The organism is Variovorax sp. 770b2, assembly GCF_900115685.1.
Classification (GTDB): domain Bacteria; phylum Pseudomonadota; class Gammaproteobacteria; order Burkholderiales; family Burkholderiaceae_C; genus Variovorax.
The window spans coordinates 217,166-238,652 of the sequence record NZ_FOXJ01000008.1; the positions used below are offsets into that span (position 1 = coordinate 217,166).

20 protein-coding genes and 1 tRNA gene are annotated in these 21,487 nt (G+C 67.4%); 13 read left to right on the top strand and 8 right to left on the bottom strand.

Annotated elements, in window-relative coordinates; genetic code table 11:
• The first annotated feature begins 6 nt into the window (after window positions 1–6).
• Complete coding sequence (locus tag BM133_RS30485) at window positions 7–6,063, top strand: Hpt domain-containing protein (RefSeq protein ID WP_093442547.1); 6,057 nt, start codon at window positions 7–9, stop codon at window positions 6,061–6,063.
• A 45-nt stretch (window positions 6,064–6,108) separates the two neighbouring features.
• On the opposite strand, the gene BM133_RS30490 is transcribed toward BM133_RS30485, so the two are convergent.
• On the bottom strand, window positions 6,109–7,608 hold the full coding sequence (locus tag BM133_RS30490; protein ID WP_093442550.1) for a cryptochrome/photolyase family protein: 1,500 nt from the start codon (window positions 7,606–7,608) through the stop codon (window positions 6,109–6,111).
• Between BM133_RS30490 and BM133_RS30495 the strand changes: the two genes are divergently transcribed.
• The 6 genes from BM133_RS30495 (at window position 7,609) to BM133_RS30520 (ending at window position 12,261) form a co-directional block, all read left to right on the top strand.
• Entirely contained in the window at window positions 7,609–8,208 is a 600-nt protein-coding gene (locus BM133_RS30495; protein ID WP_042581910.1) for a YqgE/AlgH family protein, read from the top strand.
• Window positions 8,205–8,654: a Holliday junction resolvase RuvX gene (gene ruvX / locus BM133_RS30500; RefSeq protein WP_093442552.1), complete on the top strand. Its 450-nt coding sequence runs from the start codon at window positions 8,205–8,207 to the stop codon at window positions 8,652–8,654. The genes BM133_RS30495 and ruvX overlap by 4 nt, the downstream gene beginning before the upstream one ends.
• A gap of 5 nt (window positions 8,655–8,659) precedes the next feature.
• Entirely contained in the window at window positions 8,660–9,157 is a 498-nt protein-coding gene (gene pyrR / locus BM133_RS30505) for a bifunctional pyr operon transcriptional regulator/uracil phosphoribosyltransferase PyrR (RefSeq protein WP_093442707.1), read from the top strand.
• 88 nt (window positions 9,158–9,245) lie between these two features.
• Window positions 9,246–10,208 carry an aspartate carbamoyltransferase catalytic subunit gene (locus BM133_RS30510; protein WP_093016831.1) on the top strand — a complete coding sequence of 321 codons (963 nt, stop codon included), beginning with the start codon at window positions 9,246–9,248 and terminating at the stop codon, window positions 10,206–10,208.
• Window positions 10,205–11,488: a dihydroorotase gene (locus tag BM133_RS30515; protein ID WP_093442556.1), complete on the top strand. Its 1,284-nt coding sequence runs from the start codon at window positions 10,205–10,207 to the stop codon at window positions 11,486–11,488. The genes BM133_RS30510 and BM133_RS30515 overlap by 4 nt, the downstream gene beginning before the upstream one ends.
• 26 nt (window positions 11,489–11,514) lie before the next feature.
• Window positions 11,515–12,261: a lysophospholipid acyltransferase family protein gene (locus BM133_RS30520; RefSeq protein WP_093442559.1), complete on the top strand. Its 747-nt coding sequence runs from the start codon at window positions 11,515–11,517 to the stop codon at window positions 12,259–12,261.
• Between the two features lie 351 nt (window positions 12,262–12,612).
• Here BM133_RS30520 and BM133_RS35265 read toward each other — a convergent pair whose 3' ends face one another.
• From BM133_RS35265 to BM133_RS30545, 5 genes are all read right to left on the bottom strand, one after another.
• Window positions 12,613–12,765 carry a hypothetical protein gene (locus BM133_RS35265; protein ID WP_177224987.1) on the bottom strand — a complete coding sequence of 51 codons (153 nt, stop codon included), beginning with the start codon at window positions 12,763–12,765 and terminating at the stop codon, window positions 12,613–12,615.
• A gap of 22 nt (window positions 12,766–12,787) precedes the next feature.
• Window positions 12,788–12,910, bottom strand: coding sequence for a hypothetical protein (locus BM133_RS35615; RefSeq protein WP_256219398.1), 123 nt, complete (start codon window positions 12,908–12,910; stop codon window positions 12,788–12,790).
• Window positions 12,911–13,007: 97 nt separating this feature from the next.
• Entirely contained in the window at window positions 13,008–13,379 is a 372-nt protein-coding gene (locus BM133_RS30530) for a hypothetical protein (RefSeq protein ID WP_093442564.1), read from the bottom strand.
• 315 nt (window positions 13,380–13,694) lie between these two features.
• Window positions 13,695–14,030, bottom strand: a complete 336-nt coding sequence (locus BM133_RS34920; protein WP_143100238.1) for a hypothetical protein — start codon at window positions 14,028–14,030, stop codon at window positions 13,695–13,697.
• A 134-nt stretch (window positions 14,031–14,164) separates the two neighbouring features.
• Window positions 14,165–14,350: a hypothetical protein gene (locus BM133_RS30545; RefSeq protein WP_143100239.1), complete on the bottom strand. Its 186-nt coding sequence runs from the start codon at window positions 14,348–14,350 to the stop codon at window positions 14,165–14,167.
• 254 nt (window positions 14,351–14,604) lie between these two features.
• On the opposite strand from BM133_RS30545, the gene BM133_RS30550 reads away from it, so the two are divergent.
• Together BM133_RS30550 and BM133_RS30555 are read left to right on the top strand one after the other, a co-directional pair.
• On the top strand, window positions 14,605–15,126 hold the full coding sequence (locus tag BM133_RS30550) for an STM3941 family protein (RefSeq protein WP_093442574.1): 522 nt from the start codon (window positions 14,605–14,607) through the stop codon (window positions 15,124–15,126).
• A 95-nt stretch (window positions 15,127–15,221) separates the two neighbouring features.
• Window positions 15,222–15,413, top strand: a complete 192-nt coding sequence (locus tag BM133_RS30555) for a hypothetical protein (RefSeq protein WP_143100240.1) — start codon at window positions 15,222–15,224, stop codon at window positions 15,411–15,413.
• A gap of 39 nt (window positions 15,414–15,452) precedes the next feature.
• Here BM133_RS30555 and BM133_RS30560 read toward each other — a convergent pair whose 3' ends face one another.
• Window positions 15,453–16,637 carry an MFS transporter gene (locus BM133_RS30560; RefSeq protein ID WP_093442709.1) on the bottom strand — a complete coding sequence of 395 codons (1,185 nt, stop codon included), beginning with the start codon at window positions 16,635–16,637 and terminating at the stop codon, window positions 15,453–15,455.
• A 311-nt stretch (window positions 16,638–16,948) separates the two neighbouring features.
• Here BM133_RS30560 and BM133_RS30565 point away from each other — a divergent pair, with 311 nt between their 5' ends.
• Window positions 16,949–17,692 carry a nitroreductase gene (locus BM133_RS30565; RefSeq protein WP_093442580.1) on the top strand — a complete coding sequence of 248 codons (744 nt, stop codon included), beginning with the start codon at window positions 16,949–16,951 and terminating at the stop codon, window positions 17,690–17,692.
• A gap of 137 nt (window positions 17,693–17,829) precedes the next feature.
• Here BM133_RS30565 and BM133_RS30570 read toward each other — a convergent pair.
• Window positions 17,830–17,904: transfer RNA gene (locus tag BM133_RS30570), tRNA-Arg, on the bottom strand.
• 260 nt (window positions 17,905–18,164) lie between these two features.
• On the opposite strand from BM133_RS30570, the gene BM133_RS30575 reads away from it, so the two are divergent.
• The 3 genes from BM133_RS30575 (at window position 18,165) to BM133_RS30585 (ending at window position 21,466) form a co-directional block, all read left to right on the top strand.
• On the top strand, window positions 18,165–19,187 hold the full coding sequence (locus BM133_RS30575) for a Bug family tripartite tricarboxylate transporter substrate binding protein (RefSeq protein WP_093442582.1): 1,023 nt from the start codon (window positions 18,165–18,167) through the stop codon (window positions 19,185–19,187).
• A 205-nt stretch (window positions 19,188–19,392) separates the two neighbouring features.
• Window positions 19,393–19,914: a tripartite tricarboxylate transporter TctB family protein gene (locus BM133_RS30580; protein WP_093442585.1), complete on the top strand. Its 522-nt coding sequence runs from the start codon at window positions 19,393–19,395 to the stop codon at window positions 19,912–19,914.
• Between the two features lie 19 nt (window positions 19,915–19,933).
• Window positions 19,934–21,466 (top strand): tripartite tricarboxylate transporter permease, encoded by a 1,533-nt coding sequence (locus BM133_RS30585; protein ID WP_093442588.1) that lies wholly within the window; start codon window positions 19,934–19,936, stop codon window positions 21,464–21,466.
• The last annotated feature ends 21 nt before the right edge of the window (window positions 21,467–21,487 follow it).

Sequence of the window (21,487 nt, forward strand, 5' to 3'; positions counted from 1 at the left end):
AACCACGTGTCGATTCAAACCCCTGCCACGGCCCCCATCGCCGGCAACCTGCCGGCCACCGAAGACCTCGGGCCGCTGGCCTGGGTGCTGGGAGAAATCCAGAAATCCCTCGACGGTGTGGGCAAGTCGTTGCGGCGCTTCGTGCGCGACGTGGGCAGTGCAACGGAGCCCGAGAGCGGCCCGCTGCAGATGGCCCGCCAGCAACTGCACCAGGCCGTCGGCGCGCTGCAGATGGTGGGGCATTCCTCGCCCGCGCTGGTGCTTGGCGCCATCGAGTTCGCGGTGCAGGGCTTCATTGCCGAACCGCAGCGCTGCACCGAAAGCGCCGTCCTGAAGATCGAGCGTGCCGGCTTCGCCGTCACCGATTTCCTCACCGCGCTGCTGGCCGGCAAGCCCGTGTCGTCGGTCGCGCTCTTTCCCCAATACCGCGACGTGCTGGAACTGGGCGGCAACGAACGCGTCCATCCGGCCGATCTCTGGAGCACCGCCTGGCGCTGGGTCGAGATCAAGCCCGCGCTCACGCAGGCGGCCGTTGCCTATGAGCCAGCCGTGCGTTCGCGACTGGACCGCGAAGTGCTGCAGCTGGTCAAGGTCGGCGACATGCAGGCCGCCAAGCGTTTGCAGGGCCTGTGCCTGGGGCTCGGACGCGGCGCGCTGCTGCCCCGCGTCGCCAGCTTCTGGACCTTGGCCGCCGGCTTCTTCGAAGCGCTGTCGCTGGGCCTCATTCCCGCCGACTCGTACGTGAAGCGCGCCGCCACCCGCGTGCTGCTGCAATACGCCACGCTGGCACGCGGCGACAGCCTGGTGTCCGACCGTCTCGGCCAGGACCTCCTGTTCTTCTGCGCGCAGGCCGTGCCCACCGCCCGCGACGAAGCCGCCACGCTGCGCACCGTGCGCAACGCCTGGGGCGTGGCCCACGAGCAGCACATCGACTACACCGTCGAGCAGTTCGGCCGCTTCGATCCGCTGGTGCTCACGCAGGCCCGCAAGCGCATCGAGACCGCCAAGGAAATGTGGTCGGCGCTCTCGGGCGGCGACATCACCCGCACGCGCCAGGTGGCCGACACCTTCGCGCAGCTGGGCGAATCGCTGCTGAAGCTGCACCCGCCGAGCCTGCCGATGGTCCAGGCGCTGACGCATGCCGTCGAGGCCTCCGTCAAGTCGGGCCAGCCGCCCGACACCGAACTGGCGATGGAAGTCGCCACCTCGGTGCTGTACCTGGAAGCCGCGCTCGAAGACCTCGACCCGAGCGACCCGCAGCTCACCTCCCGCACCCTGCAGCTGTCCGGCCGCATCGAACGCGTGCGCGCGGGCGGCCATTCCGAGCCGCTCGAGCCGTGGATGGAAGACCTGTACCGCCGCGTGAGCGACCGCCAGACCATGGGCACCGTGGTCGACGAGCTGCGCAGCCACCTGAGCGAGCTGGAGAAGTCGCTCGACCAGTACTTCCGCCGCCCCGCCGAAAAGGGCCTGCTGCGCACCGTGCCGACGCAATTGATGCAGATGCGCGGCGTGTTCTCCGTGCTCGGCCTGGACCAGGCCGCGCTCACCGTGCAGCGCATGCGCGACGACGTCGAGGCCATGCTGGTCAGCACCTCGCCCGCCGAGGAAATGGCCGGCTTCGATGCACTGGGCAACAACCTGGGCGCGCTGGGCTTCCTCATCGACATGCTGGGCTACCAGCCCGCGCTGGCCAAGCGCCTGTTCGTGTTCGACGCGGACGCCGGCGAACTCAAGCCGCTGATGGGCCGCCAGGCCACCGACAGCACGGAAGGCGAAGCCCCGGCGCCCGTTGCCGAGCCCGTGCTCAGCATCGAGGAAGTCGACGCGCAGATCGCCTCCAAGCTCGCCGCGCTCGCCACGCCCGCCAAGAAGACCAAGCCCACGCCGCTCGAGGAGTTCAGCCGCAAGGCCGAGAGCTGGACCTCCAAGATCACCGGGCCGGGCGCGCTGCCTGACACCGAGGTCACCGAGCTCGAAGAAGACGACCTGCAGAACATCTTCCTGGACGAAGCCCGCGAGGTGGTGCACAACGGCCTGGCCGCCATCACCGAGCTGGGCAGCCATCCGGACGACACCGAAGAACTCACCATCCTGCGCCGCGCGTTCCACACGCTCAAGGGCAGCTCGCGCATGGTGGGCCTCACCGACTTCGGCGACGCGGCCTGGTCGCTCGAACAGGTGCTCAACACCTGGCTGGCCGACCAGCGCTCGGCCACGCCGGAGATGCTGTCCGCCACCGAGCGCACGCTGCGCGATTTCGGCCAGTGGGTCGAAGCCATCGCCTCGGGCGAATCGCATTCCTGGCAGGCCGGCCCGTTCAGCCGCGTGGCCGATGCGCTGATGGCCGGCGAGCCCGTGCCGCCGCCGGTGCGCGTGGCCGATGCCGAGCAACTGGCCGTGGCCGCCCGCCACATCGCCGCCGAACCCGAGCTGCCGCCGCTGCCCGACCTGTCGTTCCTGCCGGACCCCCCGGCGCGCGCCGCGCCCGAGCCGGTCTTCGAACTGCCTGCACTGGACGATCCGCTGAAGCCCTCGGCCACGGAAGCCGACGACGACTTCACGTCCACCGACTTCATCGATTTCGACAAGCAGCCCACGTCGCCCGCGCCGCTCGCAGCGCTGCCGGCCGGCGAAGATTTCGACTTCCTGGCGCCCGCCAGGACGCAGGCGCCTGCCGCCGCCCCGGTCGCTGCACAGCCAGAGCCCCAGGCAGGCATCGAGGCCACCGTGCCCACCGCCACCAGCCTGCCCGACTTCGCCTGGGACCTGAATCCGCTGCCCGTGCCGGCGAACGAGCCCAAGGCCGACGACATGGCCTTGCCTCCGCTGGAGGCGCTGCCCGAACTGGAACCGATCCCGAAGGCGCAACAGCCGGAGCCCGAGCCCGAGCCCGAACTCGAACCCGTGGCTGCGATCGCCGCCCCGGTCGAAGTGCCCGCCGAGCCGGCCGTCATCGTGGTCGAAGAAGAGACGCCGGAGCCCGTTGCCGCACACGAGACAGTCGAGACGGTGGAAGCCATCGAAGTGACGGAAGCCGTGGAAGTTGTAGAGGCCACGGAAGTTGCCGAAGTGGCCGAAGTTGCGGAAGAAGAACTCTCCGCCGCCTCCAGCGCCGAAGACCAGGTCAAGGTGATCGGTCCGCTGCGCATCGGCATCGCGCTCTACAACGTCTACCTCAACGAGGCCGACGAATGGTCCAGGCAACTGGCCACCGACGTGGGCGAATGGGCGCTCGAATCGCACGAGCGCCTGCCCGACTCGACCATCGCGCTCGCGCATTCGCTGGCCGGCAGCTCCGCCACCGTCGGCTTCCACAGCCTCTCGGGCATGGCGCGCCTGCTCGAATCGGCGCTGCAACACCTGCAGATGCAGGGCAGCGGCACGCGTGAGCAGGGCGTGGTGCTGGTCGCCGCGGCCGACGAGCTGCGCCGCCTGCTGCACCAGTTCGCCGTGGGGTTCCTGCGCGATCCGGCCGAAGGCACGCTGCAGGCGCTGCGCGACATCGCCGCGGCGCCCATGCCGCTGGAAGCCGCCGTGCGCAGCGAAGTCCGGCCGTTCCAGCAGATCGTGTCCAGCAACGACGGCATGGCCGACGTGGCGCTGGACGATTCCGAAGACGCCATCGACCTGGCCGACGCGGTCGACGCCGACCTGTTCCCGATCTTCGAGGAAGAGGCTGCCGACCTGCTGCCCCAGCTGGGCGAAGCGCTTCGCCAGTGGTCGCACCATCCCGACGACAGCGCGCCGCGCGCCTCGGTGCTGCGCACGCTGCACACGCTCAAGGGCAGCGCGCGCCTGGCCGGCGCCATGCGCCTGGGCGAGCGCGCGCACCGCATGGAGTCCGAGATTGAAGTCCTGGGCTCCCAGGGTGCCGAACGGGCCGACATCGAAAAACTGCTGGCCCGCCTGGACGCCCTGCAGGCCACCTTCGACGCGCTGCGCGCGGCCGACGACGCCACGCAGGTCGAAATGGCCCAGCTCGTGGCCGCGGCCACCGCGCCATCGCCGGCCATCCAGCTGGTACAGGTCGCGCCCGAAGCCGGCGTGCCGGCGAACGACGAAGAAGCCGCACCGGTCGCCGATGCGGAGGATGTCGCCGACGGCCCGGCCGTCACGATGCTGCAGCCGCGTCCCGCGCCTGCGCTGCTCACGCCGCTGCGCGCCGCATCGGGCCAGGCCGTTCGCATCCGCACCCAGCTGCTCGACCGCCTGGTCGCGCAGACCGGCGAGGTCATCATCACGCGCTCGCGCCTGGAAGCCGAGCTCGGCCAGCTGCGCGGGTCGCTGTCCGACCTCACGGGCAACCTGGACCGTCTGCGCCAGCAGCTGCGCGACATCGAAGTGCAGGCCGAAAGCCAGATGCAGTCGCGCCTGGCACAGGCCAAGGACTCGCAGCAGAGCTTCGATCCGCTCGAGTTCGACCGCTTCACCCGCGTGCAGGAACTCACGCGCATGATGGCCGAGTCGGTGAACGACGTGGCCACCGTGCAGCGCACGCTGCAAAAGACGGTGCAGGCGACGGAAGACGATTTGAGCGTGCAGGCACGCCAGACGCGCGAACTGCAGCGCGGCCTCCTCCGCACGCGCATGGTGGAGTTCGAAGGCATCTCCGACCGCCTCTACCGCGTGGTGCGCCAGGCGTCGAAAGACACCGGCAAGCAGGTGCGCCTGGACATCGTCGGCGGCTCCATCGAAATGGACCGTGGCGTGCTGGACCGGATGACGCCTGCCTTCGAGCACTTGCTGCGCAACTGCGTGGCGCACGGCATCGAGGATTCGGCAGCCCGCGAGAAGGCCGGCAAGGACACGAGCGGCCTGATCGTCATCGACCTGCACCACGAAGGCAACGACGTCTCGGTGAGCTTCCGCGACGACGGCGCCGGCCTCGACCAGAAGCGCATTGCCGAGCGCGCCCGCGCACTCGGCCTGCTGGCGGGCGACCAGGAACTCACGCCGGAAGAAGCCACCGAGCTGATCTTCAAACCCGGTTTCTCGACGGCCGGACAGGTCTCCGAACTGGCTGGCCGCGGCATCGGCATGGACGTGGTGCGCGCGCAGATCGCGGCGCTCGGCGGCCGCATCGAAACGCACAGCACGGCCGGCCAGGGCACCACCTTCAAGCTGGTGCTGCCGCTGACCACCGCCGTGACGCACGTGGTGATGCTGCGTGCGGGCGAGGTGTCGATCGGCGTGCCCTCGAACCTGGTGGAACTGGTGCAGCGCGTGGGCGGAACCGACCTGGAAGCCGCCTACCTGCACCACAGCCATCCGTTCGGCAGCGAACAGGTGCCGTTCTACTGGGCCGGCGCGCTCCTGCAGGCCTCGACCCGCAGCGACCACGCGGCCTCCAAGAACAACACCCTCGTGATCGTGCGAAGCGCGGCACAGCGCGTCGCGCTGCACGTGGACGAAGTGCTGGGCAACCAGGAAGTCGTGGTCAAGAACCTCGGCCCGCAACTCGCGCGGCTGCCGGGCCTGGCCGGCATCTCGGTGCTGGCCTCGGGCGCGGTGGCGCTGATCTACAACCCGGTGGCGCTGGCGGCAGTGCACGGCGACCAGGCGCGCCTGCGCCAGACGGCCGCGCTCACGGTGCCCGCGCAGGCCGCATCGGCCACGTCCGGCCAGGATGCGCCGCAAGTGCCGATGCCGGTGCTGGCCCCCGTGGCGCCGCAGGTGCCGCTGGTGCTGGTGGTGGACGACTCCATCACCGTGCGCCGCGTCACGCAGCGCCTGCTGCAGCGCGAAGGCTATCGCGTGTCGCTCGCGGCCGATGGCCTGCAGGCGCTCGAACGCCTGCAGCAGGAGCGTCCGTCGGTGGTGCTGTCGGACATCGAGATGCCGCGCATGGACGGCTTCGACCTGGCCCGCAACATCCGCGCCGATGCCGCGCTGGCCGAGTTGCCGATCATCATGATCACCTCGCGCATCGCCGAGAAGCACCGCGACTACGCGCGCACGCTGGGCGTGAACCACTACCTGGGCAAGCCCTACTCGGAAGAGGAACTGCTGCGCCTGGTGCGTGCGTACACGACCGAGCCGACGCTGGCGGCTGCAGCCTGACGCGCTGCACCGGCGCTCGTCAAAAAAGGCCCCTCGGGGCCTTTTTTATTTCTGCAGCGCTTTGGCCCGCGCGACGCCGTAGCGCTGCAGCGTCTTCTCGCGCGCCTCGGCGTGGTCCACCACGGGATGCGGATAGGTCTCGCCCAGCTGGATGCCCGCGGCCTCCAGCTCCACCGGCGATGCCATCCACGGCGCGTGAATGGCCGCGTTCGACAGCCCCGCCAGCTGCGGCAGGTAGCGGCGGATGAACTTGCCCTCGGGGTCGAAGCGCTCGCTCTGCGTCACCGGGTTGAAGATGCGGAAGTAGGGCTGCGCATCGCAGCCGCTGGAACTTGCCCACTGCCAGCCGCCGTTGTTGGAGGCCAGCTCGAAGTCGTTCAGGTGCAGCGCGAAGTAGCGCTCGCCCCGGCGCCAGTCCAGCCCCAGGTCCTTGCAGAGAAAGCTCGCCACCACCATGCGCAGGCGGTTGTGCATGTAGCCGCTCTGGTTGATCTGCAGCATCGCGGCGTCCACCAGCGGGTAGCCGGTGCGGCCTTCGCACCAGGCGTCGAACAACTGGTCGGCGTGCTTGCCGTGGTGCCACTGGATCTTGTCGTACTCGGGGCGAAAACTTTTCGATTCGCCGTCCTTGTGCACGTGCGGAAAGTGCGCGAGCACCTGGAAGTAGAAGTCGCGCCAGACGAGCTCGCTCAGCCACGTCGCCGCGCCCGCATTGCCCTGCAGCGACAGCTGGTGCGCCACGCTGGCCACCTGCCGGATCGACACCGTGCCGAAGCGCAGGTGCACGCCCATGTAGCTGGGGCCGCGCACGGCGGGGAAATTGCGCGCTTCGTCGTAGCGGTCGATGCGCTCGAAGAAATCCTCGAACAGCACGCCGGCGCCGAGCGAGCCGGTCGGGATCTCCAGCGCCCCCAGGTTGGTCTTCTCGAAGCCCAGTTCGCCCAGCGACAGCATCGGCTCCCGGTAGGCCTCGGGCGGCGGCACCAGCGCCTCGGCGTGGCTGCGCACCGGGTACGACTTGAGGAAGAACGAATCCACCTTCGCCAGCCACGCCCGCTTGTAGGGCGTGAACACCGTGTAGGGCTGGCCGGTCTTGGTCATGACCTCGTCGCGGTCGAAGACGGTCGAGTCCTTGTAGGTGTGGAAGGCGATGCCCGCATTGGCCAGCGCGCCGAGCACCTTGGCATCGCGCTCCAGCGCATCGGGCTCGTCGTCGCGGTTGGCGAACACGGCCTGCACGCCCAGGTCGCTCGCGAGCGCGGGGATTTCCTGCACCGCGTGGGAGTGCCGCACGATCAGCCCGCCGCTCAAGGCGCCCAGCTCCGCCTGCAGTTCCAGCAGCGATTCGCGGATGAATTCGACCCGCCGGTCGGCACTGGGCAGCACCTCCAGGATCGCCTTGTCGAACACGAAAACGCAGACCACCTGACGGCATGCGCGCAGGGCCCGGTAGAGCGCCGCGTTGTCGTCCACCCGCAGGTCTCGGCGGAACCACATGAGCCCCTTGGGGTAGGTCTTGTCGACGGCCAGTAAAATGGGTGGCATATGGCCGCCGATTCTGCCCCGATGAACCTCACGCATCACTTTTTGATAGCGATGCCCGGGATGGAAGACAAAACTTTCAACCGCAGCGTCGTGTACCTCTGCGAACACAGCGAGCGCGGTGCGCTCGGCCTGGTGATCAACAAACCCAGCGACATCAACCTGAAGGTGCTGTTCGAGAAGATCGAGCTGCACCTGGCCCGCCCCGAGCTGGGCGACGCCCCCGTCTTCCAGGGCGGCCCGGTGCAGACCGAGCGCGGCTTCGTGCTGCACGAACCGGTCTTCACGCAGGCCGAGAAGCCCGAAGAGTCGGTCTACGCCTCGACCATGACCATCCCCGGCGGGCTGGAGATGACCACCTCCAAGGACGTGCTGGAGGCCCTGGCCACCGGTGCGGGCCCCCGCAAGGTGCTGGTCTCGCTGGGCTACGCGGCCTGGGGCGAGGGCCAGCTGGAGTCCGAACTGGCCGAGAACAGCTGGCTCACCGTGCTGGCCGACCCGGCCGTGATCTTCGATACGCCGATCGAGCAACGCTACGACAGGGCGCTGCTGCTGCTGGGCCTGGAAGCCTGGAAGCTCTCGCCGGACGCCGGACACGCATGAGCGCCGTCATGCCAGACGCTCCAGCTCCCGCCAGTTCTTCCGTTCCTGTTCCCGTTCCCTCCCATTTCCAGACCTTCCTGGCCTTCGATTTCGGCCTGAAGCGCACCGGCGTGGCCAGCGGCAACCGCCTGCTGGCCTCCGCCACTCCGCAGGCCACCATCAAGGCCGAGGGCGATGCACGCTTCGCGCAGGTCGAGGCCCGCATCAAGGAATGGCAGCCCGATGCGCTGGTGATCGGCGTGCCCTACCACCCCGATGGCGCCCCGCACGAGAACACCCGCCGCGCGCAGAAATTCGCGCGCCAGCTGCGGGGTCGATTCAACCTGCAGGTGTTCGAGGTCGACGAGCGCTACAGCACCACAGAGGCGCTGTCCTCGGGCGCAAGAGACGCCGACGCGGCCTCCGCCTGCATCATCTTGGAGCAATTTTTGAGGAGTCTCCCGTGAGTTCCATTTCCGCCATTCCCGATGCCGAAGCGCTCTACACAGGGCTGCTGGCCGGCGTGAAGGCGCTGCTGCGCCCCGAAACCAAACTGGTGGGCATCACCTCCGGCGGCGCCTGGCTGGTCGAGCGGCTGCAGAAGGACCTGGGCCTGCCCGGCGCGCCCGGCATCATCTCCTCGGCCATGCACCGCGACGACTTCGCGCGCCGCGGCCTCTCGGCCAGCGCGCAGACCTCGCTCCCCTTCGACGTGAACGGCACCGACGTGCTGCTGCTGGACGACGTGCTCTACACCGGCCGCACCATCCGCGCGGTGCTCAACGAGCTGTTCGACTTCGGCCGCCCGGCCTGCGTGCGGCTCGCGGTGCTGGTCGACCGCGGGGGGCGCGAGTTGCCCGTGGCGGCCGATTTCGCGGCCGCAAAACTCACCCTGCCCGACACGCAACTGCTGGCCCTGGCCCGCGCCGACGACGGCGCCTTCAGCCTCAAGGTGGAGGAGAACAAGTGAACCCCCACGTTCATCACTTCGTGTATTCACTGCCCCCCGAGGGGGCGCCGGCCTCCCTTGGGGCGGCCCGGCGGGAGGCCTGCAAGTAATGCTCTACAAGCGAAATCCGCAGCTCAACAAGAACGGCGAGCTCATCCACCTGCTGTCGATCGAGGGGCTGCCCAAGGACATCGTCACGCACATCCTGGACACCGCCGCCAACTTCACCAGCGTGAGCGACCGCGAGGTGAAGAAGGTGCCGCTCCTGCGCGGCAAGAGCGTGTTCAACCTGTTCTTCGAGAACAGCACGCGCACGCGCACCACCTTCGAGATCGCGGCCAAGCGCCTGTCGGCCGACGTCATCAACCTGGACATCGCGCGCTCCTCGGCCACCAAGGGCGAGTCGCTCCTGGACACCATCGCCAACCTGAGCGCCATGGCGGCCGACCTGTTCGTGGTGCGCCACAGCGAGTCGGGCGCGCCCTACCTGATCGCGCAGCACGTGGCACCGCATGTGCACGTGGTGAATGCCGGCGATGGCCGCCACGCACACCCCACGCAGGGGCTGCTGGACATGTACACCATCCGCCACTACAAGAAAGACTTTTCGAACCTCACGGTCGCGATCGTCGGCGACGTGCTGCACTCGCGCGTGGCGCGCTCGGACATCCACGCGCTCACCACGCTCGGCTGCGCCGAAGTGCGCGTGGTCGGCCCCAAGACGCTGGTGCCCGGCGACATGGCCGGCATGGGCGTGCGCGTGTGCCACACGCTCGAAGAGGGCATCAAGGACTGCGACGTGATCATCATGCTGCGCCTGCAGAACGAGCGCATGAGCGGCGCGCTGCTGCCCTCGTCGCAGGAGTTCTTCAAGACCTACGGCCTCACGCCCGAGAAGCTGCAGCTGGCCAAGCCGGATGCGATCGTGATGCACCCGGGGCCCATCAACCGCGGCGTGGAAATCGACTCCGCCGTGGTCGACGGCAAGCAGAGCGTGATCCTTCCGCAGGTCACTTTCGGCATCGCGGTCCGCATGGCCGTCATGAGCATCGTCGCGGGTAACGAAGCATGAACACTCTCATCACCAACGGCCGCGTCATCGACCCCGCGTCGGGCACCGACAAGAAGGCCGACATCGCCATCGCCGACGGCAAGATCGCCGGCATCGGCAACCTGCCCGCCGGCTTCAAGGCCGACCGCACCATCGATGCCGCGGGCTGCGTCGTCGCACCGGGCCTGGTGGACCTCGCCGCGCGCCTGCGCGAGCCGGGCTACGAACACGAAGGCATGCTGGAGAGCGAAATGGCCGCGGCCATCGCGGGCGGCGTGACCAGCCTGGTGTGCCCGCCCGACACCGACCCCGTGCTCGACGAGCCCGGCCTCGTCGAAATGCTCAAGTTCCGCGCCGAGAAGCTGCAGCGCGCGCGCCTCTTTCCGCTCGGCGCGCTCACGCGCAACCTCGCCGGCGGCGTACTCACCGAGATGGCCGAGCTCACCGAAGCCGGCTGCATCGGCTTCAGCCAGGCCGACGTGCCGCTGGCCGACACGCAGGTGCTGCAGCGCGCGCTGCTCTACGCCAGCACCTTCGGCTACACCGTGTGGCTGCGCCCGCAAGACCGCGACCTGGGCAAGGGCGTGGCCGCCAGCGGTCCGCTCGCCACGCGCCTGGGCCTCTCGGGCGTGCCCGTGTCGGCCGAGACCATCGCCATCTTCACCATCGTCGAACTCATGAAGAGCACCGGCGCCCGCGTGCACCTGTGCCGCATCTCCAGCGCCGCGGGCGTGGCGCTGGTGCGCGCGGCCAAGGCGCAAGGGCTGCCGCTGACCTGCGACGTGAGCATCAACTCGCTGCACCTGGCGGACACCGACATCGGCTACTTCGACAGCCGCGCGCGCCTGAACCCGCCGCTGCGCCAGCAGGGCGACCGCGACGCGCTCTCGGCCGGCCTGGCCGACGGCACCATCGATGCGCTGGTGTCCGACCACACGCCGGTCGAGGCCGACGCCAAGACGCTGCCCTTTGCCGAAGCCGAGCCCGGCGCCACCGGCCTCGAACTGCTGCTGCCGCTCGCGCTGCAGTGGGGCGAGCGCAGCGGCGCGGGCATCGCGCGGGCGATCGAGGTCATCACCTCTGCGCCGGCGCGCCTGCTGGCCACGGCCGATGCGGGCACCGGCATCGGCCGCCTGGTCGAAGGCGGCGTGGCCGACCTCTGCATCTTCGACCCCGCGCTCGAATGGCAGGTCGAGCCCGATGCGCTCAAGAGCCAGGGCAAGCACACGCCGTTCGCCGGCTATCCGGTGCAGGGCCGCGCGCGCCACACGCTGGTCGCGGGCCGCGTCGTCCACGGCTGAAAAAAGAAAAATAGAACTCGCCCGCCATGGTTCATTCGCTGAAGGCCTGCTGGCGCTTGCTGCACGCGGTGGGGCATGCGCTGGCCGGGTGGTGGACGATCCGCTTCGCCTTCCCGAATTTGTCGCAGGCCGAGCGCAATGCGCGCGTGCAGGAATGGTCGCGCCGCATGCTCGAGATCATGGGCATCACGCTCAAGGTGCAGGGCACGCCGCCGACCGCGGGGCCGGTGCTGATCATCAGCAACCACCTCTCGTGGCTGGACATCACCGCCATCCATGCGGCGCGCCATGTGCGCTTCGTGTCGAAGTCGGGCGTCAAGCACTGGCCGCTGATCGGCACGCTCTCCACCGGTGCGGGCTCGCTCTACATCGAGCGCGAACGCCGCCGCGACGCGCTGCGCGTGGTGCACCACATGACCGAAGCGCTGCGCGAGGGTGACGTGATCGGCGTATTCCCCGAAGGCACCACGAGCGACGGCCGCGGGCTGCTGCCCTTTCACGCCAACCTGCTGCAGGCGGCCATTTCTTCCGGCGCGCCGGTGCTGCCCGCCGCGCTGCGCTTCGCCGATGCCGCCACCGGCGAGACCAGCCAGGCCCCGCGCTACATCGACGACGACAGCCTGGTCGCCTCGCTGTGGAACACACTGCGCGCGCCGCCGCTCCTGGCCATCGTGCGTTTCGGCGAGCCGCAGGATTCGCACGGCCGCGAACGCCGCGGCTGGGCGCAGTCGCTGCATGAAGACGTGCAGCAGCTGCGCCGCGAGACCCACTGAGGCACCGAGCCGCGCGAAAAAAAAAGCGCCCTCGAAAGGGCGCTTGAACGGCGCAGGAGGCGCCGTGAGGAGGAAGCGGTGATCTGTCTCTCTATCTCTCTCTGGTGGTCAGAGAATGCCGAAGACCTTCAATCCGATGATCACGATCAGCGGCACACCGCAGAGCCAAAGGATGATGCTTTTCATGATCGAGGTCTCCGTGAGGTAAGTAGGCCTCTACAGTGGCCGCGCGCCCGGCCGGTGCTTGCGGGAGAAGGCAAACCGTGTGCGTGGGCGTGTGCCTACAAGACAGCAGGAGCGCTCGGCTGCGGCCCTGCGCGGCGCGCTCAGCCGTGGCCCTGCACGACGCGCTCAACCGTGGCCCTGCACGACGCGCTCAGCCGCGAAGCCCAGGGAAATCCGCCGGACCTCGATGCCGAGACAACAGCCCAGCGCGGCCATCGCGCCGACGTGAAGGCCCGCGAGCATCGCAATGGCCGCGATGAATTTCAGGAAGACGAGCAAGAGAATCCGCGCAACCAAGGGCTCACTCTCCAAACCAGAAGACGAGCCACGAACCGAGTGAAGCCAGCATGGCCAGCAACGCAACAACGTTGCGCTTGTCGAGGAAGAAGGCGCGGGTGCTCCGAAGGGTGGGACTGATCGACATTTCAAGCTCCTCTCGCCACGGATGCGAATGCCGCGGAGAGTGCCCGGTCGATCACCCCTCGTCAATCCGAAGATAGTTCTCCCGATGCCTGGAAGCATCAATCGCGGTCTTCGTAATGGCGACGATAGTGCTCACGCTCCCACTGCCGGCGACGCCATTCCTGGCGCTCCGCGCGGCGTTCTTCCCAACGCTCCGCGCGACGCTCGTCCCAGCGGGAGCCCGGCTCGTAGTACACGGGCGCGGGCGTGGAATACACAGGCGCCGGGGGCTGGTAGTACGTCGGCGCCGGCCGTGAGTAAACAGGCGCTGGCTCGTAGTAGACGGGCGCCGGTTGGCCGATGACCACGCCCGGCAGATTGACGCCAACGGACCAGTGGGTCTCCGCATTGGCCGATGCGCCGGCGAACAGGGCACCTGCGGCAACCACACCTGCGGCGGCCAGCTTGAGAACGGTTCGGGGATTCAACATTTCATCTCCTGAAGAGGGCGTGAAGCAGCCCTGATGAAGCGTCCAACGCCCGGCCGCAGGCACTCGCTCACATCGCCAAGGTGAAGTACCGTTCCCAAATGTGACACGACGCCGCGAGTGAATGAAATCTTCTACCCCAGAACGCGTCTTCGGCGGCCTGGTTCTCCGAGAACAGGCACGCCTCGCAGATGCGCTCCGTGCCATCGCATCGAGAGACTTTTTCGATGCCGCAAGGCGGTCCCGTGGAGCCAGCAAAAAGCCGCTGACTGGCAGCGGCTTGGGTCATTCATTCATTCATCTACCCGTCGATTCCTTTCACCTCGCGCTTCCCTGGCTCAGGCGCCGGCGCAGCGCGGCGGTGTCGTCGCTCGGATCGTCGATGGCGGAGAGGACGATGCCGTTCAGTTCATCGAGCCACTTGAAGATGCCGGGGAGCCGGTGGGCCAGCGTCGGCGCATCGAAGGTGTCGGACGCGCAGAGCGACTGGAGGATGGCGATCCAGTCGAGCGATTCGCACGATGCCATGCGGATGACGTCGCGCCGCTCGGCGTCGAGGAAGTCCTTTTCTGCGGGGGGCTGCGGTGTCGTGTGGACCGATTCGGCAGGGTTGGGGGTCTTCGTTGGGGGCTTGCTAGACTTCTTGGTAGCCATGATGTGTATTGCTTTCAACTTGGTGCACGTTGTGGTCAGGCTGGTTCGATGTTTCTGCGTCGTTCCAGCCGCCTGAATTGCCTCAGAAGATCGCGGTCTTGATTCAGACCGCGACACGCCCTGAGACGCGGCGTTCATTTCCTTGGCGCCGGCTCCTTCGCCTGATCGACCACCTTGCCGAGCCACGCCGCGCCCAGGCGCCTCAGCTTGGCCCAACGGTCGCGCGTCAGGCGGATCGAACCATGCATCGCGCGCACGTCGTCCGGCAACGTCGGCCTGCCCCTTCGCGGGCGTTCCTCGGGTTCTTTTTTCTTCGTCATCTGTTGCTGTCCTCCCGTCTTCATTAGCGTAGGCGAGGAGGTGCGGGGCGGGGGAATTTCCAGTGAGACGTTTTGCCGCAAAGGGCTGCCTCAATTGCAAGAACTTCTTGAACTGCGTGGATCGCGTGAATGGCCCTGTCTTGGCGCTGTCCCGGCGCGTGCACAGCGCATGCACGGCGGCCGTTTTGCATTGCCGTGCGGAGGCGTTAACCTGCCGCAGCTTTTTTCACTTCCAGGGATGGACCTCGCTTCACATGACTCCTGTCGTCATCTACCCCAGCCGCCTGCGCGTCAGCCTGATCCTCCTGGGCGCTGCCCTGTTCGTTGCCGGAGGCATCTGGCTGCTGATGAATCCCATCCGGGGCGATGAGGCGATGGGGTGGCTGGCCGGTTGGGCAAGCATCGTCTTCTTCGGCGCGGTCGCGCTGTTTGCACTGGGCCGGCTCGCATCGAGGAAGCCGGCGATCACGATCGATCGCACCGGCATCACCGACAACGCATCGGGGCTGTCCGCCGGTTTCATCCCGTGGTCCGATGTGGTCGATGCGCAGGTCGTCAAGTTCCAGCAGCAGAAGTTTCTCGGCGTGTCGCTGCGAAACCCGCAGGACTACCTTGCCAAGGCGTCCCCGCTCAAGCGCATGTTGATGAAGGCCAACTCGTCGCTGGTGGGCTTCGTCATCAACATCCCGCAGATCTCGCTGCCGGTGCCGCTCGAAGAATTGCTCGGGCACATCGAGCGCTTCAGGCAGGCGGACACGGGTGCGCCCGGGCGGTGATGAAGACGACGCGCAGGTAAACCTTGGTTCGGGTGCGCGCGCAGGGACATGTCCCGAATTTGCCTCGCGGCACGCGTTGCTCAATGATGGCTGCCATGAAAGAGATCCGCCTGGGCTGGTCGCTCGACGTCAGCCACCTCAAGCACCAGATCCAGGCGGCCGCGAGCTGGAAGCCCGAGACGGCCGTGCTGCGCCGCGACCTGGAGATCATGGTCGAGGTGGGCAACGAGGTTTTCGGCGAAGGCACGCACTGGATCGAGGAGCGGACGGTGCCCGAGCCTCGATGAATGAATGAGTGAATGAGTGAATGAATGGTGCTGCCGGGCTCAGGCCTGCAGCTCCGGGAAGCGCCCCTGTGCCTTGTCTTCCCTGCGGGCGATGACCGCATGCGTCGCCTCCGCCAGCACGAGCGCCGCCAGGATCATGGCCGCGCCGATCAGGCTGAGGTAATGCCTGTCGATGAACAGCAGCACGAGCCCGCCCAGCATGCTCGAGCAGGCGAGGCCGCCGTAGGTGGCCGTGTTGTTCAAGGCCAGCAGCAGCGGGGCCACCTTGGGTGCGATCTTCACCAGCCGATGCTGCTGCGGCACGATGACGGCCCAGCCGCAGAAGCCCCAGAGCACCAGCGAGACGACCGTGCCCGCCATGGATGCCGAAGCCCACGGCAGCGCGCAGAACACGGCGATGGCGATGGCCAGGGATGCATTCATCACGCTGCGGCTCCCGAAGCGGTCCACGAGCCGGCCGGCGAACAGGTTCCCCACGGTGGCCGACACGCCCCACACCAGCAGCACGGCCGCGAGGGTTCGCTCGCTGCCGCCCGTCGCGCGGTCCAGCACGAGGCCCGCATAGGTGTAGACCATCAGCAACCCGCCGTTGGCGAACACGTTGGTCAGCAGTGCCAGCGCAACGCGCGCGTCGCCGATCGGCGCGAAGCGCTCCCTGAGGCTGATGCGCTCGGGTGGGCGCACCGCGTTCAGCAGCCACCACACGGCGAGCATCGCGACGAGCCCGAGGGCTGCCACGAACCACAGCGTCATTCGCCAGCCGCCCAGCCCGCCGATGAACGTGCCAAGGGGTGACCCGAGCGCCGTCGCGCCCGCGAGGCCCGCGGTCACGATCGACAGCGCGTAGCCCCTGCGCCCGGGCGGCGCGATGGCGGACGCGACGCCGAGCGCCGTCGGCGAGAACATCGCCGCGCCCAGGCCCGCCAGCGCGCGGCTGAGCAGCACCGTGTGCAGGTCGGTGGCCATCGCGGTGATGGCATTGCCCACCACGAAGATGCCGAGCGCGACGACCAGCATCGGCTTGCGCGGCCATCCGCCGCCCACCGCGGCCATCACCGGCGCGAGGACGGCGAACGACAGCGCATACACGGCCACCATCTGGCCGGCCAGGCTGACGGAGGTTCCGAGCGAAGAGGCCACGCTGGGCAGGATGCCGGCAACGACGAAGTTGTCGGTGCCCATGGCGAACATGCCTAGGGCCAGAACGATCAATCGAGGATCCATGATCTTGTGCAAATGCAGAGGGATGGCGTGCCGTTCGGAAAACGTGTCCATGCCATCGCGGGCCAAATCGCGATGTTCGGCGCACGACGAATGAAATGGAACTGATGGTTCTTCAAGAGGAAAGTGCAGGCCATGCACTTTCCCTCTGCCCGGCGTCTATGGGCGGGCGTTTCGTCGCCGTCCGCTGTGCACGTTGCGCATCCAAATGCTCTTGAACGGCATGCAATATGGAACTGCAAAACCATCAGTTCCGTTCATTGCATGCCTCGCCCATGATCGCCCCCTGTCATTCAGCAGCAGGAGACGAAACCATGACGGCCGATACCCTCATCGAAGCACCGGACGTGGCCCAGCCGGCCACCGGATGGTCCCAGGAGGCGATCGCGCGATGCGTGGCCACCGTCGTGCGCTCGCGCCGGGCGACGCGCGCCTTCAAGGCGCAGCCGCTGGGCCGCGCGCTCGTGGAAGAAATCCTGGCGGATGCGGCGTGCGCACCGAGCGGCGCCAACATCCAGCCCTGGCGCGTGTATGTGGTCAGCGGCGCGGTCAAGAACGAACTGACCGACGCGCTGGTCGCCGCGTCCCGCGCCGGCACCGCACCCGCGCCCGAGCACTTCCCCGAGCCCTTGCCGGACACCTACCGCGCAAGGCTCGCGGACTTCGGCGCGCGCTACTACGCATCGCTCGGCATCGAGCGCCACGACACGCCCGCGCGCACGCGCCAGACCGAGCGCAACTACGCGTTCTTCGGCGCGCCGGTGGGCCTCGTCTTCAGCATCGACCGCCGGTTGAAGGCGCACAGCTGGATCGACCTGGGCCTCTTCGCGCAGAGCGTGATGATCGCCGCGAAGGCGCGCGGCATCGACACCTGCCCGCAGGTCGCGTTCGCGCAGTTCCACGAGCCGATCGCGGCGCACCTGCAGATGCCGGCGGATGAAGTGACTGCCTTCGGCATGTCGATGGGATACGGCGACCCGGAGGCCGAGGTGAATCGGGCGAGGATGCCGCGCGAGCGGGTGCAGGACTTCGCGCGGCTCCTGGGGTTTGGGGACTGAATACGGCCATGGGCCGGCGCCTCGGCTGCCACCGGATCGCCCCGGCCGGCATCAGGGCCATCGGCGCTGTGTACGGGGGCGCCACGCAGAGCCGCCCCGCGGTCCGATGAAACCTGGCTGCTCTATCCGCTGGCTGGTGGTGCCTTCGACAGGAATCGAACCTGTATCTGAGTCTTAGGAGGACCCCGTTCTATCCATTGAACTACGAAGACGACGGGCGCGATGGGCTCGGTGCCCGGCCGGCGAGGGTTTGCCGGTGCGCGCCGCGATTTTATAGGGTTCCTGCCGCCGCTTCGCTGCACTGCAAAAAACCGGCCAGCGCGGGCTAACCCCCATACGAAATCTCCGAGAAGTTGACCTCGGTCAAGTTGACGCAGAACGCCTGCGCGCAACATCCGCCCTGTTCGTATCTCCGCTCAGATCCAACAATAACAAAGGGCGCACCCTACACCGACTGGAGACAAACATGACGATGAAGAACATCGCTTCGCACGCCCGCAGCTGGCCTGCGAAAGCCATTGGCGCGGCCGTCCTGGCACTGGCCGCAGCCACTCCCGCCTTCGCCTGGGAACCCACCAAACCCGTGGAGTTCGTGATCCCCGCCGGCACCGGCGGCGGCGCCGACCAGATGGGGCGGCTGCTGCAGGGCATCGTCATCAAGTACAAGCTCATGAAAGAGCCGCTCATCGTGGTCAACAAGTCCGGCGGCGCGGGCGCCGAGGGCTTCCTGGCGGTGAAGGAGGCCAAGGGCGATCCGCACAAGATCATCATCTCGCTGTCGAACCTGTTCACCACGCCCATGGCCACCGGCGTGCCCTTCAACTGGAAGGACATGACGCCCGTCGCGATGCTGGCGCTGGACCAGTTCGTGCTGTGGACCAACGTCGAGGCGCCCTACAAGACCGCCGGCGAATACATCGCCGCCACCAAGGCCGCGGGTCCCAACAAGTTCAAGATGGCCGGCACCGGCTCCAAGCAGGAAGACCAGATCATCACCGTGGCGCTGGAGAAAGCCACCGGCACCAAGTTCATCTACGTGCCCTTCAAGGGCGGCGGCGAAGTGGCGGTGCAACTGGTGGGCGGCCACGTGAATTCCACCGTCAACAACCCGATCGAGGCGGTCGCGCAATGGCGCGCCGGCAAGCTGCGCGCGCTGTGCGTGTTCGACGACGAGCGCATGCCCTTCAAGGCGAAGGTGACCGACACGCAATCGTGGAACGACGTGCCCACCTGCAAGGAAGCGGGCGTGCCCACCAAGTACACGATGCTGCGCGGCATCTTCATGCCCGCCGGCGTCACGCCCGAGCAGTTGAAGTTCTACACGGACCTGCTCACCAAGGTGGCCGCCACGCCGGAGTGGAAGGAATACATGGAGAAGGGTGCCTTCAACCCGACCTTCATGACCGGCAAGCCCTTCGCCGACTGGCTCACCACCGCCGAGGCGACGCACCGCACGCTGATGTCCGACGCGGGCTTCCTGGCCAGCAACAAGTAACACGACCCGCAGCCGATCGACCGATCGACCACCGTTCGGGCTGAGCTCGTCGAAGCCTTGCGCAGCGCTTCGACAGGCTCAGCGTGAACGGATTGGGGTCTATCAGCCGGAACGGGTTGGGTCTATCAGCCGAAACGGGTTCCGGTTCGTCAGCGTGCGTCGAGCACCGCGCTGTCTTCCTTCTTACAAACATGACGGGGGCTCCATGGAGCACGAAGAAATTTCCGATGGGGCGGCGCGTTCGGGCGTCGCCACCTACGTGGTCGAGGCGGTGGTGGCGGCGCTGCTGCTGGTCATCGGACTGGTGGTGGTGTTCGAGGCCCGCAAGCTGGGCGCGGGCTGGACGAGCGATGGGCCGGGGTCGGGCTACTTCCCGTTCTTCATCGGCGTGATCATCACGATCTCGGGCGCGGGCATCCTGTACCAGGCACTGCTCGGCAAGAACCGCAACACCGAGGTGTTCGTGGATTCGGTGCAGCTGAAGCGCGTGCTCTCGGTGCTGGTGCCGGCCACCGTGTACGTGCTGTGCATCACCTTCGTGGGGCTGTATGTCGCATCGGCGGTCTACATCGCGCTCTTCATGATCGTGCTGGGCAAGTACTCGTGGGTGAAGAGCGTCGTCGCGGCGCTCGCGGTCAACACGGTCTTCTTCTGCATGTTCGAGGTGTGGTTCAAGGTGCCGCTTTTCAAAGGCGCGCTCGACCCCCTCAGGTTCCTCGGCTACTGAACTCACGGAGCACAGCGAAATGGACGAAATCAGCGCCCTGATGCAGGGCTTTGCAGTGATCCTGACCCCGATGAACATCGCGCTGATGTTCGTGGGGATCATTCTTGGCGTGCTCATCGGCGTGCTGCCGGGGCTGGGCGGCGCCAACGGGGTGGCGATCCTGCTGCCCCTCACGTTCACGATGTCGCCGACCTCGGCCATCATCATGTTGTCGTGCATCTACTGGGGTGCGTTGTTCGGCGGGGCCATCACCTCGATCCTGTTCAACATCCCCGGCGAACCGTGGTCGGTGGCCACCACCTTCGACGGCTATCCGATGGCCCAGCAGGGCAATGCGGGCGCGGCGCTCACCACGGCCTTCACCTCGTCGTTCGTGGGCGCGTTCATCGCGGTGGTGATGATCACCTTCCTCGCGCCGCTGGTGGCCAAGTTCGCGCTCAAGTTCGGCTCGCCCGAATTCTTTGCGGTGTACCTGCTGACCTTTTGCAGCTTCGTGGGCATGGGGAAAGGCTCGCCCTTCAAGATCCTCGCGTCGATGGCGCTGGGCTTCGCGCTCGCCTCGGTCGGCATGGACACGGTCACGGGCCAATTGCGCCTGACCTTCGGCCAGCCCGAGCTGATGCGCGGCTTTGACTTCCTGATCGCGGTGATCGGTCTCTTCGGCATCGGCGAAATCCTGCTGTCGATGGAAGAGGGCCTGAAGTTCTCCGGCAAGAGCGCCAAGATCGACCCCAAGGTCGTGCTGCAGACGTGGAAGCAACTGCCGCAGTATTGGGTCACCTCGCTGCGCAGCTCGCTCATCGGCATCTGGATGGGCATCACGCCCGGCGGCGCCACACCGGCTTCGTTCATGGCCTACGGCCTCGCGAAGAAGATGTCCAAGAAGGGCTCCAAGTTCGGCACCGGCCAGATGGAAGGCGTCGTCGCCCCCGAGACCGCGGCGCACGCCGCGGGCACCAGCGCGTTGCTGCCGATGCTGGCCCTCGGCATCCCCGGTTCGCCGACGGCCGCGGTGCTGCTGGGCGGCCTCTTGATCTGGGGCCTGCAGCCCGGGCCGCTGCTGTTCACCGAGCAGAAGGACTTCGTCTGGGGCCTCATCGCCAGCATGTACCTGGGCAACATCGTGGGCCTGATCGTGGTGCTGAGCACGGTGCCTCTCTTCGCCTCGATCCTGCGCATTCCGTTCTCGATCATCGCGCCGGTGATCATCGTGATCTGCGCCATCGGTGCCTACACCGTGCACAACGCGATGCTCGACATCTGGTTCATGCTCGGCTTCGGCGTCATCGGCTACCTGTTCAAGAAGCTCGACTTCCCGCTCGCGCCGCTGGTGCTCGCACTGGTGCTCGGGGACAAGGCCGAAGACTCGTTCCGCCAGGCGATGCTGGTCTCGCAAGGCGACGTGATGATCATGTTCTCCAACCCGCTGGTGGGCGGCATCACGACGCTGGCCCTGGTGCTGTTGTTCTGGCCGCTGATCTCCAAGGCCATCGCCTTCATCAAGCCGCCCAAGAAGCCCGACGAGTTCGCCGTCGAGCGTCCGGTGGATTGAGCCAGAAGCAAAAACAAGGAG